The following is a 12,576-nucleotide window of genomic DNA, read 5'->3' as shown; positions in this document are numbered from 1 at the left end:
GTGACCGGTTATTGCGTTACGCCCCGGAGCCGCTGCTGAATCCTCAACAGGAATCCGGCTTCGAAGGCATCCTGGCAGTCACCGACAGGAAAGGTCTTGCGGGTTTGCGCCAGCTCCCACCACAGGGGAATCTCGCCGGGCGTATCAAGCCAAGCTTGAGCACATTGCACGCCACGCTCGATCATCGAGGCAAACTCGTTGCCCCAAGGTGTCAGAAGACTTGGGCAGCCATCCGCCGCAGTAATTGAAATGTAGTTTTCGTCCATATACACCCTAGATTTCTGATTTATTGTTAGACGTTGGGCCCAGCTTCGAAAAGCTTAACGAAGCCAAATGAACGCTCGATAACAGGCATGAGCATCAAATGGCCTAGATCAATGCCAATGTAGACTATATCCCGTGGATTGAGAGTCCCTCAAGGCGCAATTTGCGCGCATGACTCAAGACTACGAACAGCTTCGTCTTCAACTGGCGGAAAATATCCGCTTGATGCGACGCGTGAAAAACCTGACCCAAGAGCAGCTCGCGCTCATGGCCGAGGTGGATCGCACCTACGTCAGTCAAATCGAACGATGCACGGGCAATCCGTCGCTGTTGGTCCTGTGCAAGCTCGCCAATATTTTCGAAATTACCGCAGATCAGTTACTTGTGGAACCCGATATCCTACGCAGCTCCCTTCACGTCAAATAATAGTCTCACGTCTCACAAACCCGATAGATTCGCCTTCATAATTTCCACTGACAGTCTTCAGTCCGTAACCGAACCTGCCCAGGCCATACACCGAGAGCCTGGATCATGCCTGTTGCCTGCTCGTCAATCCCGCCCACAAAGCTACGGCCCTTGGCGCTGAGCGTCCTGCTGGCGTGCGGCCCAAGCGTGGCGCTGGACACCGGCAGCATCACGTCCTCCGTGCTTTCTCCAAGCTGTCTCGAATACAGGGTCGTCGGCATTTGTTTCTGGCTCCTCTGCACGCCCTTCGGCTGCACAGTCAAAACCTCGACCAAGGTTCGTCATTTCATTCCTGAGCTCGTGGTCTCGAGCTACGCCACCACGGGCAATAACCCCTGGACCGAGATGGCTGTCCTCTCCTCTCCCATCAGCGGCGCTGAGGGTGGCGGCAACCTGATCACGCCGAACACCCGCCGCGACAACCTGCCTCGTTTCAAAAACGTTGATGGCATCGGTCATCCAGGTGGCTGGGCCGCAAAACAACTGGCCTCTCAATCCGGCTACGCCTGTGCCAGTGGTGCTACTGCGTACATGCCCTACTACCTGAGCACCCTGGACTCGTTGGCATGGCGCCATGGCATTCCGGAAAGTTTCTACCCCGAGTCGCTCATGCCGGGAATCCATGATATTGGTCGTCAGGCCTCGGGAAACATGTGGGGCAGCGTTTATCCCCGGCAGGGCTTTCTGATACAGCCCGACGATTTCAAGGCGGCCGCAGTCATGGCGCAACGGGCTGGTGATGTGATTACCCGCAACTGGCAGCCGCATGTGTACGTACCACTCACGCCCGCCAAGCGCGACGGCTACTGGCCGCCTGGCCCGATCATTGAGAACGACGCGTCGACCCACAAATGGCAATTGCTCTACCCTCAGGTTCAGCCCGCGTGCACCATCTTCCCCAGCGATCCGGTACAGAGCGCGGATGGCGGCTACGCCTGGTCACTGTGGCGTCCCTATAGCTGCTGCAAACGTGAGGGGCAGACCCTGCTGTTCAGCATCGACTTCGAAGGAGGTGCGTCATGAGTCGGCTTCTCGCACGACCATGGTTGGGCGTGATGAGTCTGTTGCTCTGTGGACTGCTCGCCATGGCCACTCATGCCCACGCCGCCGAGGGCGATTACCGCCTGGGCACTCAAGGCGAAGTACTCGACGACCGGGTGATGTACACCATTGGTGGCGGCTCGGCAGTCGGCTCACCGAGCTCACTCTACCGACCCAGTGGTCTCGGTGTCGGCGGGTCCTGGCGAGCGAACATGATGTGCGGAAACATGAGTCTCACCAACACCCTGCAAAACCAGCTGAACGGCGTCACCGAAGGTTTCCAGCAGATCATGGGCAACATCGTGCAGAACGCGACCCAAGCGGTGATGTCGCTGCCGGCGTTGATCATCCAGCGCGCCAACCCCGGTCTCTATGAGTTGCTCAGTAACGGGGTGATGCAAGGTCGCATCGACTTCGACCGCTCCAAGCTAACCTGCCAGGCCATGGCCGAAAAGATGGCGGACAAGGTCGGTCAGGCCGGCTGGGGCGCGCTGGCCAAAAACCAGGAGATGCAGGGCAATCTGGAGCAAACCGGCGGTGATGCGGTGGCAGCGGTGAAAAACACCGAGGCCCATAACGGCAACAATGGGGTGTCCTGGGTCGGCGGTTCGAAGGCCGGAGGTAACGGACAGACGCCCATTCGGGTGACCGCCGACGTGGTCCGTGCAGGCTATAACCTGCTGCATAACCGTACGGTGGATGACAGTGCCTCGATCAGTAACAGTGATTGCCTGGGAGGGGCTATTTGCCAGACTTGGGCTTCGCCCCAAGAGGAGTCCGACTGGGCCGTTCGCGTGTTGGGCGAGAGCGAAGTCGCTACCTGCGACAACTGCGAAACTCTGCGTGCGACCGCTGGCAGCGGACTGACGCCGCTGATCCAGGAGGCCTATAACGAGCGCCTCAAGGCCCTGCAAGGGCTGTTGTCTGGCTCTCTGCCGCCTACCCCTGACAACCTGGCGAAAGCCTCCAGCCCGATGCTGCCGGTGACCCGTGGCGTGGTCGAAGCCCTGCGTGACGACCCCGATCAGGACCTGTTGGCGAAGCGCCTGGCCAGTGAGACGGCCTTGTCCAGTGTGCTCGACAAAGCGTTGCTGCTACTGCGCACCCTGCTGGCGGGCAGTCACGAACCGAACATCGCCTCAGCCGAACCGGCACAGAGCGCCTTGACGAAAAACATCGACACCCTGGAGCGCGAAATACGCCTGCTGCAAACCGAACTGCAGGTCCGGCAGATGCTGACCACCAATACTGCCAGCCTGGTGCTTGATCGCCATGCCGGCGGTGCCGATGCTTCGCGTACCGTCGAGCAAGGCGACCCTGAGCCGGGTCGGATCAATGACGCTGACGCCAGGCCGCAGGTGAAGCCATGAAACGCTCACAGCAATTCACTCTGCTTTCAGGTCTGGGGATTGCCGCGGTGATGATTCTGGCCGCCGCACTGGTCGCCTGGCTCGGCCGCACTGCGCTGGGTAGTTTCGAGGCCTGGCAGCAGGCACTCGAATCCGTACGGCCCTATCTGCGGTGGTGGCGTGCCCTGCTCTACTGCGCCCTCTTTGCGCTCTGGTGGGATCTGCTTCGGCGCTACCGACATCGACCACAGGATCGACTGCGCGTGAAACGCATCGGAGCATTAGGGCTCGTGCTCTTTACCTGCGTCGAACTCACCCGACTGTGAGGTCACCACCATGCTCATGAGCACCAACAGCTACCTGGAGTTTTACCTCTCTCTGCTGGCCTGGATCATCAACAACGGCCTCTGGAGTGTCCTGTCCGACACTGGGCTATTCGCCGCGCCCTTTGGTGCAATCATCTTGCAGGAATGGTTGTCTGCCCGCCAGCAAGGCGCGGATGAAGGCAACAAGGGACTGCTCTCGGTGCCGCGGATCGAGAACCGGTTGTGGCTGGCCTACATCGTCGTATTGTTCGGCTGCGCGCCGGTCTTTCCGTTGAGCCTCTCGTCAATGACGTTCGATGATGCGGCGAGTCAGCGCTGCGGCGTAAGCGTGGCCAAGCCGGCGGAAACCGCCTGGGGGACGACCTTCAATACCATAGGCGAACGCTCCGCCAACGTACCGATCTGGTGGTTTCTGGTGCATGCCTTGAGCAAAGGGGTAACCGCCGCAGCCACCGCATCCATTCCCTGCGCACCGGATATCCGGCAGATGCGCATGGAGATCGACAGTTCGCGCATCGACAGCCAGGTACTGCTGCAGGAAGTCGCCGACTTCACCCGCGACTGCTATGGCTATTCCCGTTCTCGGCTGTTCACCAACCGCCCGCAGTTGGATAAGGCACAAAGTCACGACGCGTCTTGGATCGGCTCAAGCTATTTTCTCGATACGCCCGGCTACTACGATACGGATCGTTCACGCACGCCGCGCGTCAACTGGCCCTATGATGAAAATCGCGATGTCTCCTTACCTCGGTTAGAGAATGGCGCGGGCTACCCCACCTGCAAGCAGTGGTGGAGTGATAGCGGTGTTGGGTTGCGCGAGCGCTTGATCCAGCAGGTCGATCCCTCGCTGCTGACTCAGCTGAAAGGTTGGTTGACTGGTCGTTCGAGCAACGAGATCGAGGATGCCACCTTGCGTGAGCTGGTCAGCCCGCGCCAGCAATCGATGTCCATGTCGCCCGGACAGGTGTACCAGGACTATGGCTCAAGTGCCCGCGGCGGCTCGATCAATCAGGGTATCAATAACCTAGCCACCAACACCGGGCTGGCCCTCGGCTCCTTCAGCAACTTCCCGGCGATGAATGCGCTACGCGCCGCTCTGCCAATGGTGCAGGCCTTCCTCATCATGGGCGTCATCATCAGCCTACCGTTGATCCTGCTTGTCAGTACCTACCAGCTGAAGACCGTCATGACGGTGACGTTCGCGCTGTTCACCTTACACATGCTGACCTTCTGGTGGGAACTGGCGCGTTGGGTCGACTCCAGCATGCTCGATACCCTGTACAACCAGGTTTCGGCTTCCAATCAGGTGCTGTTGTCGCTGCCCACATCCGGGTTTATGGATGGGACTGTCACCGCGCAGGTGATCGAGTACGTGATGGGGGCGATGTTCATCGTGCTACCGATGCTGTTTCTAGGAGCCATGAGCTGGGCAGGATATTCAGTCGGCAACGGGATTCAAGGCATGTTGGCGAACGGTAGCAAAGCCGCAAGTGATTCAGCGAGTAAAGGTACGGATCAAATATTGGGTGCTGCTAAGCGCTCAATTAGATGACTTGCTGTCGCCTATATAATGCCCATTGTCGTCGAAGTCACCGATGTAGAGATCAGCACCCAGGTAGTCTGGCCCTGGACTTTCCTCTTGATGATCGGAACCAACAAAAGCCCTGAACCATATCAAAGTGATGACAGCCAACATCATCACAAAAAAAGTAACCAGCCAAACGCTGACAAGGAGCAAACCTCCGATCAATGCCAGTTTGGCAATCAGAAAGCTCCCGCGAACGATTAAGTTACCCGCAGGTATACCTGCCGTCACCGCACGCTCAGCCACGCAGGACTCAAACGTTTTCAACCTACGGTAACCACGCTTCACCGACATACCACAGACGTACGCCCAGCGGTGGGCACGTGAACTCTGAACAGGTTGCTGAATCGGCATGGTCTCGCCCTCTTCTGAGCGTTTTCATGGTTGAGACAAGAGTAATAGCGTACTACTGAAATCGGCCCGTGCCTGACCGTTTATCAGTTTGCCCCAGCCGAAAAATCTTCACTGGAAGACAGAAGACAAGCTCCGTGAAACAGCGTCTCTACAGTCATTGACCCAGATAAATCGTCCGGTTAAATACAAGGTACGAATCGCTGTTATCGACAGCACTTTCCCAGGTAGCCAGAACCTTCAAGGCTACGTCACTTCGATGATGGCTCTCCCCAAGTGCGATTAGCGTTCGGTAGCTCGCACGGTGACCGTTTCTACGGTGATGAACGCCTACTGCTCTCCTGAGCGCCTTTCGAGCGCTGCTCGCCAGGAAAACCCTCTTGATTTTCTTCAACCCACTGCGGGGAAATCTTTTCCCGCACGGGACAGGTTTCTTCGCGTTTTCAACGGAGACATACCATGCCCGACTCACTGACACCGGAAACACTGAACACCCTTCGGTTGCCCATCGTGTTCACCCCTGGCGCATGGCAACGCGCAGTACAGCTCGAGCGTTCCGATCACGCTGGGAAGCTACAGATCGATCGGTTGAGCCACGTATTGCGCGCAGCCTTCGAAGCCCACCTGGCCTATCCACAAAAGCCCTATGTGCTGTTCGAGGTAGTCCACATTGAACCAACCGATCACTTCGACCACGACCCATTGCTGCAATTGAGTCTCAGCCTAATCCAAGAACCGGGTCAGCCTGGCGCCTTACTGATAGCGCTTGCAGGAGAACACCAGCGCTAAGCGCAATTGGCGGCGCCCACCTCCACATTCGGACGGCATGCAAGACCTGCATCAATCCAGCCCATCACCCACCGGGGAACCCTCCCCCGATGGGCAAGGCGTTCCTCCGTTTTTCTCTCGAGGAAATTGCCATGCGCGATATCTACCAAGACGTAACTGACAAGATCGTTACCGCGTTAGACCAAGGCGTTGCTCCCTGGATCAAACCCTGGTCCTCAAGTGGCTCCGCTGACATCGGCCATCAACCCTACCCCATCAACGCCATCACGCGACGTCCCTATTCGGGTATCAATTTACCGCTGCTCTGGGCCGAGGCCAGGTTACAGGGGTTCACTCAAGATCGTTGGCTGACCTTCAACCAAGCTAAAAAAGCCGGTGGGCACATCCGTAAGGGTGAGCACAGCACTCTGGCTGTGCTCTACAAGCCGATGGAGCGCGAGGAACAGACCGAGTCAGGCCAACCCGTACTCGATGAAAACGGTCAGCCCAAGGTCGCTCACTTCGGCATTCTCAGGACGCATTTTCTGTTCAACATTGAGCAAACGGAGGGGCTCGATATGTTCAATCAAACCCTGCTCGAAACGGAACCGACCGATCCCTTCCAGGCCAATAGCGTTGCGGAAAATCTGCTGTTAAGTTCAGGCGCACGCATCGTTCATCGGCCTGCCGACGAAGCCTTTTACCACCCGATCAGGGATCTCATTCAACTGCCGACAAAAGCACAATTTCACGATGAAGGCGGGTACTACGCCACCGCACTGCACGAGCTGACGCACTGGACCGGGCATCACGCTCGGTTGCAGCGCGACGGGGTGACATCGGCCTATCCGTTCGGCTCGCCAGGCTATGCCTTTGAGGAGTTGATCGCTGAGATGGGTGCGGCGTTTTTATGCGCCTACACCGGAATACAGGGAGAGCTGCGGCATGCGGGCTACATCGACTCCTGGCTCGGCCTGCTCAAGGCTGACAAACGCGCGATCTTTCGCGCCAGTGGTCAGGCCCGAAGCGCCTCGGAATATGTACTCAACCTGGAGCAGCAACTGAAGCGAGCGGTCTTGGACGACTCACTCTGCATGAACGATGGAGCTTGATCGTTACCTCTCCGCTGCAAACGCTTCACAGGGTCCAACACGAGTTGGACCCTGTTTTCTGCGCCCAGAAAAACCCTCATGCCGCCGGCACTGACGCAAAGAGTCAGGGATGGGCACACACCCGCAGCCTGTCATTCCGCATCCAGGTTCTGCGCCAGAAAATCCACCAGCTCGAGCGGACTTCGGCTATCGATCACCTTGTAGATCAGATCGCGTTTACTGCGCGGTAACTTCTTGACCACGCTCTTCGCCGAGGCCCGGACGGCTTCGTCGGTCCCATGGATACGTGCCGCGAGCAGCAGCACGAGCGTGGCGTCAGTGAGGTTCATGGCAAGACCCAAAAAATATGCACCGCAGTGTACCGACTCTTGTCTTTGCCGTACTAGCCCCAACAAAACGATGCCTAGCCGTATCCATATTCCGGTTGCCATGCAAAGGGACACGAGCCAAAAGGACGGGTAAGGGTTGGAAGGGAATGGGGACTCAAGGGTAAGAGCTCTATCCGAAAAGGCTAAAAGGCCACTGACCCAGCGACTTTCCGGAGGTCACGATGCTCAGCCTGTTTCGCCGCAAAAGGCAGAAGCCCCCTCCGCCACCGACCGTCAACGTCGCCGAAGGTTACCTGTCCATCGAGTCGGCTCACAACTTGTTAGCCGCGGAGCACCGCCGCCAGCTGCTCGATCGCATCTGGCAATACACCGCCCTCTCCCACGCGCAGTTCATCCAGCTCTATTTAAATCCGATCCATCGCTACGCCGAACAGGTCCAGCAACTCCCGGCCAGCGAGACGCACCACCATGCGTATCTCGGCGGCATGCTCGACCATGGACTGGAACTGGTCGCCTGCAGTTTGAAACTGCGCCAATCCTATCTGCTTCCCACTGGTGCGGCGCCCGAAGACCAGGCCGCCCAGACTGACGCCTGGTCCGCCGGCATCGCCTATGGCGCGCTGCTGCATGACATTGGCAAGATCGCCGTGGACCTGCTGGTTGAACGCCAAGATGGCCGTCTTTGGCATCCTTGGCAGGGACCACTGGATCAGCCCTACCGTTTTCGTTACCTCAAAGGTCGCGACTACCACCTGCACGGCGCCGCTGCAGGCTTGCTCTACACCCAGATTCTCGACCGCCCCATCCTCGATTGGCTCAGTGGATTTCCGTCGCTGTGGGCCAGCTTGCTGTATGTCCTGGCCGGTCAGTACGAGCGCGCCGGTGTGCTGGGCGAGTTGGTCATTCAGGCCGACCGCGTCTCTACCGCGCAGAACATCGGTGGCAATCCGAGCAAGGCGCTACAAGCACCGATTCATTCGCTGCAACATCACTTGATCAGCGGACTACGTCATCTGGTTCAGCAGGAGCTGAAACTCAACCAGCCGGGTGCCGCGGGATGGCTGACCGAGGACGCACTCTGGCTGGTCAGCAAGACGGTCACGGACAAGCTGCGAGCCTATCTGCTGTCGCAAGCGATAGAGGGCATTCCCTCATCCAATATTGCGGTGTTCGACGAACTGCAATCGCATGGGCTGGCCGAGTCGACTCCAGAAGGCAAAGCCATCTGGACCGCTCTTGTCGCTCAGGGGGACTGGCAGCAGACCTTTACCTTTTTGCGCATTCAACCGGCATTGATCTGGGGGAACGAAGACCGCCCAAAAGCTTTCAGCGGAACGGTGAGCATTGCAGTCGATGACCACCCGACTGACGCTCCGGCACCTGCACTAGCCCCCAAGGCAGGCGGAACAGGATCGCATCAAAACCAATCGCAGGAAGATCCTATGGCGATGGAGGATGCCGACTACCTCGGAACATTGCTGGATATGTTCAGAATGGGTGAAACCGAAGTGCGTGATACGCCGTCACAAAATGCTCTCGAAATATCAAATCCCACTTCGGACAACCCTGGCCAGGCATTCTTGAATTGGGTCAAGGAAGGCATCCTGAGTCACAAGCTGATCATCAACGACAGTAAGGCAAAAATCCATACCGTAAGCGGAACTGTGTTTCTAGTAACACCTGGCCTCTTCCAACGCTACGCTCAGGAATTTCCTGGTATCTCACAGGGTGCCACTCAAGAGATTGAAGAATGGCGTTGGGTGCAGAAGCAGTTTGAGAAGCTGAAGGTTCACAAAAGGCGAGACAACGGGCAGAACATCTGGGTATGCCAAGTGCAAGGCCCGAGGAGGAAAACCACCTTGAAGGGGTATCTGATTGAGGTGCCAAAGCTATTTTTGGAATTGCCCCCACCCGACAATCCTTTTCTTAAAATCGAAACAAATTAAATTTTCGAAGTGGCCCATATGGCGGAGATTGAGAGGCCACCAAGCGGTTCGACGACGCTGTGGAAAGCCGACCTTGACCTTTTGAAGGCTCCGAACAACTACTTTGGGGTGATAGCTGCGCTTGACAGCAGGCACCTACCTGCCAAAAGCCGACCGTAGATAGGTAAGCAGACGCTTCAATTGGCGATAGATGGAATCGACTCATGTATTTGCCAAGCACTCCTGCGACTGCACTCGAAACTGCTGAGCCTGCCATTGCGTTCTTAAAACCGCCGCGCTGTCTTCCGCATAGCGCAGGACAATCACATGACCACAGGCATGCCGCTCCCGCTAAAAAGGCAAATTGCCATTATCAAGCTATGCTTGCCGCTCCGTAAGATTTCAAGGAGAGATTTCAATGTCTGCCGTTCAGGATTTAGGTGGCCAAGGTGCACCTGTTATCGACGAATTTGAAGTTTGGCTCGGTGAGCGAAACCGATGGTTGCAAACAGCAGCCAAGAATCTAATCGAAACCAAAAGGCCTCCTACGGATCCCGAGATTGTGGAGCTCGCAAGGCTTTGTATGATCGAATCGAAAAAGGCTGACGACCCAGGGTTTGGCGTTGTGACGCCTGGCTCTTTAGCCCTCGCTGCGAACCGTCCGGCCATCCGAATCGACGGCATCACAGAGGTGTATGGATTAAATGCCGTCAAAGCAGGAGCGGCGCTTTCATTCGGCGCCGGAAACATCACAGTATTCTATGGGCAGAATGGCTCAGGCAAGAGCGGCTACGCACGACTTCTAAAACAAGCTTGCGGCTCCAGATCGAAAGACGAAATTCACCCCAACGTGTTCGTCGAAGAGCCGGTACCTTGCCGAGCTCAATTCCAGCTGTCTATTGGGGGCCAGGCTGGAAAAATCGAATGGACACTTGCCGAAGGCGCTCATCCAAAGCTTCGCCACGCTCAGATCTTCGACTCAAGAACAGCCACACAGTACATGGGCAAAAACGAGGCAAGCTACGAACCTAGCCAGATGAAGTTTGTTGCGGCATTGATTGCAATATCAGACAGGGTTAGCCAGCATCTAGGAGCTGCGAAGAATGCCTTAGTGAGTTCGTTACCTCAATTTCCACTGGAGTTGGGAATTACCGAAGAAAGCAAATGGCTTGCTGCGCTGAAGCCGGCAACAATCACAGCAACCATCGACAAAGCATGTCTATACACAGAAGAAAATGATGCAGAACGAATCGGTCTCGAAGGAGCTTTAGCTCAAAAAGACGTCGTTGGACGACTGGGCGAGATCACTAAAGAAAAGCTGGGCCTGGCTAACGTGCAATCGGCGATGAATTCGCTCAAGGAAAAGCTTTCCGATGGCGCCGCTCAAGTCATCGTTAATGCCCAATCCGAGGCTAAACTCAAACGTCAGGCTGCCCAAAAGTCAGCTCAACTGCTATTCGCAGAAGCCCCTCTCGAGGGCGTCGGCGAACCCTTATGGCAGCAACTGTGGACGCAGGCTCGGCTTTTTTCCCAAAGCCATGCCTATCCAGGACACGCATTTCCTGTAGTTGGCGACGAGTCGAGATGCGTGCTCTGCCAACAGGAACTCAAAGACGACTCAGCTGATCGGTTGCGACATTTCGAAAAATTTGTCACCGAGGGGCTGGAGCGTGCGGCCAAGGATGCAGAAGACATACTAAAAGGACTGCTTCGCACACTCCCCCAGTCACCGACAGAGCAGGACTGGCTAGCTCATATGTCGCTGCTCAAAATAGACCGGCAGCACGCCATTGATCTACACGCGACATTAATCAAAAGACGCGCCGACCTGGATACGGCGGATCAAATCGAAATGGTTGCAGCATTTAATTGGTCACCCGTGAATCAGGCTCTAACTGATCAGTCACAAACGCTTGGTACGGAAGAAAAATCGCTTAACGAATTGCTGCAAGATGGCAAAAGACAGCAAATGGAGGTGCGAGTACGCAAGTTGAAGGGAATTCAGTGGCTGGCTCAGAACAAGCAATCAGTTCTGGCGGAGCGGGATCGGTTGATAGACGTTGACCAGTATGGGAAAGCAACAAAGCTTGCAGCCACAAACACGCTCACAACGAAGAACAACGAGCTGGCAAAATCCGAACTGGACGCTGGCTATCAAACCCGTTTCGCTGCGGAACTCAAATTATTAGGTGGTTCGCGGCTACCTGTAGCTCCCCAAAGCAAGACCATGGGCAAAGGACGAACTACTTTTGGATTGACGCTGATAGGTGCGAAAGGAAGTCGTCCGCCAGAGCAAATTCTAAGTGAAGGTGAGACCCGTATAGTTGCGCTCGCAGCTTTCTTTGCGGACATAACCGGTTCGAACCAGGTAGCCCCTTTTATCTTCGATGACCCGATCTCATCACTCGATCAGGATTTTGAAGAGCGAGTTGTCGCACGCCTCGTCAACCTTGCGCAAACACGCCAGGTCATAATCTTCACGCACAGGTTGTCGCTGGTCACACTTCTGGACGCCGCCGTGAAGAAAGTGGCAGAGCATCCGGATCTTCCGAATATTGTCCATGAGGTTCAAACCCTTCGACGTCTCGAAAAGATATCTGGAATCTTGACAGGACAAAGTGCCAGAGACTCGAAACCCAAAACGGCCATTAACAAGCTCTTAAACGAGTCTCTGATTAAGCTCAAAAAGCACCAAGCCGAAGGCGACGCCGAAAGCTATGACCTCATGGTCAAGAGTGTCTGCAGCGACTTCCGAATTATCGTAGAACGCGCGGTAGAGGTGGTATTGCTGAACAGCGTCGTACTGCGATTCAGAAGAGAAGTGATGACTAAAGGGCTCCTCAGACAGTTGAGCAATATCACCCAGGAGGATTGCGATCTGATCGACGACCTGATGACTCGATATTCAGTTTACGAGCACTCCCAGGCAGATGATCTGCCCGCTGTTCCACCGGAGCTTGCAGACCTCGAAATAGACATGAAGTCGCTTGCTGAGTGGATGGGAGAATACTCAAAACGGGTGGCCTAATACTTGTCTTATAGTGTCGGCCACGGACGATGA

Annotated in this window: 12 protein-coding genes; 9 read left to right on the top strand and 3 right to left on the bottom strand. The window is 56.1% G+C overall.

Going from position 1 to position 12,576, the window contains the following annotated elements; genetic code table 11:
• Positions 1-8: 8 nt before the first annotated feature.
• Positions 9-266: a LasR-specific antiactivator QslA gene (locus NTD80_RS20685; protein ID WP_262134758.1), complete on the bottom strand. Its 258-nt coding sequence runs from the start codon at positions 264-266 to the stop codon at positions 9-11.
• Positions 267-435: 169 nt separating this feature from the next.
• Between NTD80_RS20685 and NTD80_RS20680 the strand changes: the two genes are divergently transcribed.
• The 5 genes from NTD80_RS20680 (at position 436) to NTD80_RS20660 (ending at position 4,997) form a co-directional block, all read left to right on the top strand.
• A complete protein-coding gene (locus tag NTD80_RS20680; RefSeq protein ID WP_123722475.1) occupies positions 436-690 on the top strand; it encodes a helix-turn-helix domain-containing protein in 255 nt (84 codons plus the stop codon).
• Between the two features lie 105 nt (positions 691-795).
• Positions 796-1,752, top strand: coding sequence for a TIGR03756 family integrating conjugative element protein (locus NTD80_RS20675; RefSeq protein ID WP_262134757.1), 957 nt, complete (start codon positions 796-798; stop codon positions 1,750-1,752).
• Positions 1,749-3,140: an integrating conjugative element protein gene (locus NTD80_RS20670; RefSeq protein WP_262134756.1), complete on the top strand. Its 1,392-nt coding sequence runs from the start codon at positions 1,749-1,751 to the stop codon at positions 3,138-3,140. Before NTD80_RS20675 ends, NTD80_RS20670 begins: the two co-directional genes overlap by 4 nt.
• Positions 3,137-3,445, top strand: coding sequence for a hypothetical protein (locus tag NTD80_RS20665; RefSeq protein ID WP_262134755.1), 309 nt, complete (start codon positions 3,137-3,139; stop codon positions 3,443-3,445). The genes NTD80_RS20670 and NTD80_RS20665 overlap by 4 nt, the downstream gene beginning before the upstream one ends.
• A gap of 10 nt (positions 3,446-3,455) precedes the next feature.
• The gene (locus NTD80_RS20660) at positions 3,456-4,997 is read left to right on the top strand and encodes a conjugal transfer protein TraG N-terminal domain-containing protein (RefSeq protein WP_262134754.1); all 1,542 of its coding nucleotides are present in this window, start codon (positions 3,456-3,458) and stop codon (positions 4,995-4,997) included.
• On the opposite strand, the gene NTD80_RS20655 is transcribed toward NTD80_RS20660, so the two are convergent.
• Complete coding sequence (locus NTD80_RS20655; RefSeq protein WP_262134753.1) at positions 4,986-5,384, bottom strand: DUF3742 family protein; 399 nt, start codon at positions 5,382-5,384, stop codon at positions 4,986-4,988. The genes NTD80_RS20660 and NTD80_RS20655 overlap by 12 nt on opposite strands.
• Before the next feature lie 456 nt (positions 5,385-5,840).
• On the opposite strand from NTD80_RS20655, the gene NTD80_RS20650 reads away from it, so the two are divergent.
• Both NTD80_RS20650 and NTD80_RS20645 read left to right on the top strand, forming a co-directional pair.
• Positions 5,841-6,170 carry a hypothetical protein gene (locus tag NTD80_RS20650; RefSeq protein WP_262134752.1) on the top strand — a complete coding sequence of 110 codons (330 nt, stop codon included), beginning with the start codon at positions 5,841-5,843 and terminating at the stop codon, positions 6,168-6,170.
• A 131-nt stretch (positions 6,171-6,301) separates the two neighbouring features.
• Positions 6,302-7,261, top strand: coding sequence for an ArdC family protein (locus tag NTD80_RS20645; protein WP_262134751.1), 960 nt, complete (start codon positions 6,302-6,304; stop codon positions 7,259-7,261).
• A 131-nt stretch (positions 7,262-7,392) separates the two neighbouring features.
• Here NTD80_RS20645 and NTD80_RS20640 read toward each other — a convergent pair whose 3' ends face one another.
• Positions 7,393-7,590, bottom strand: coding sequence for a hypothetical protein (locus NTD80_RS20640; protein ID WP_007901093.1), 198 nt, complete (start codon positions 7,588-7,590; stop codon positions 7,393-7,395).
• A gap of 221 nt (positions 7,591-7,811) precedes the next feature.
• Between NTD80_RS20640 and mobH the strand changes: the two genes are divergently transcribed.
• On the top strand, positions 7,812-9,536 hold the full coding sequence (gene mobH, locus NTD80_RS20635) for a MobH family relaxase (protein WP_262134750.1): 1,725 nt from the start codon (positions 7,812-7,814) through the stop codon (positions 9,534-9,536).
• 397 nt (positions 9,537-9,933) lie between these two features.
• Positions 9,934-12,543 (top strand): AAA family ATPase, encoded by a 2,610-nt coding sequence (locus tag NTD80_RS20630; RefSeq protein WP_262134749.1) that lies wholly within the window; start codon positions 9,934-9,936, stop codon positions 12,541-12,543.
• The last annotated feature ends 33 nt before the right edge of the window (positions 12,544-12,576 follow it).

Source organism: Pseudomonas sp. 13B_2.1_Bac1, from assembly GCF_025466155.1.
Lineage (GTDB): Bacteria > Pseudomonadota > Gammaproteobacteria > Pseudomonadales > Pseudomonadaceae > Aquipseudomonas > Aquipseudomonas aylmerensis.
Note: the sequence above shows the minus strand (reverse complement) of the source record. Positions and strands in the feature narration are given on the sequence as shown.

Excerpts from the sequence above, each read along its gene's own strand:
- NTD80_RS20680 (WP_123722475.1), top strand. The coding sequence starts at position 436 with ATGACTCAAGACTACGAACAGCTTCGTCTTCAACTGGCGGAAAATATC.
- NTD80_RS20645 (WP_262134751.1), top strand. The coding sequence starts at position 6,302 with ATGCGCGATATCTACCAAGACGTAACTGACAAGATCGTTACCGCGTTA.
- NTD80_RS20665 (WP_262134755.1), top strand. The coding sequence starts at position 3,137 with ATGAAACGCTCACAGCAATTCACTCTGCTTTCAGGTCTGGGGATTGCC.
- NTD80_RS20640 (WP_007901093.1), bottom strand. The coding sequence starts at position 7,590 with ATGAACCTCACTGACGCCACGCTCGTGCTGCTGCTCGCGGCACGTATC.
- NTD80_RS20630 (WP_262134749.1), top strand. The coding sequence starts at position 9,934 with ATGTCTGCCGTTCAGGATTTAGGTGGCCAAGGTGCACCTGTTATCGAC.
- NTD80_RS20685 (WP_262134758.1), bottom strand. The coding sequence starts at position 266 with ATGGACGAAAACTACATTTCAATTACTGCGGCGGATGGCTGCCCAAGT.
- NTD80_RS20660 (WP_262134754.1), top strand. The coding sequence starts at position 3,456 with ATGCTCATGAGCACCAACAGCTACCTGGAGTTTTACCTCTCTCTGCTG.
- NTD80_RS20675 (WP_262134757.1), top strand. The coding sequence starts at position 796 with ATGCCTGTTGCCTGCTCGTCAATCCCGCCCACAAAGCTACGGCCCTTG.
- NTD80_RS20670 (WP_262134756.1), top strand. The coding sequence starts at position 1,749 with ATGAGTCGGCTTCTCGCACGACCATGGTTGGGCGTGATGAGTCTGTTG.
- NTD80_RS20655 (WP_262134753.1), bottom strand. The coding sequence starts at position 5,384 with ATGCCGATTCAGCAACCTGTTCAGAGTTCACGTGCCCACCGCTGGGCG.
- mobH (WP_262134750.1), top strand. The coding sequence starts at position 7,812 with ATGCTCAGCCTGTTTCGCCGCAAAAGGCAGAAGCCCCCTCCGCCACCG.
- NTD80_RS20650 (WP_262134752.1), top strand. The coding sequence starts at position 5,841 with ATGCCCGACTCACTGACACCGGAAACACTGAACACCCTTCGGTTGCCC.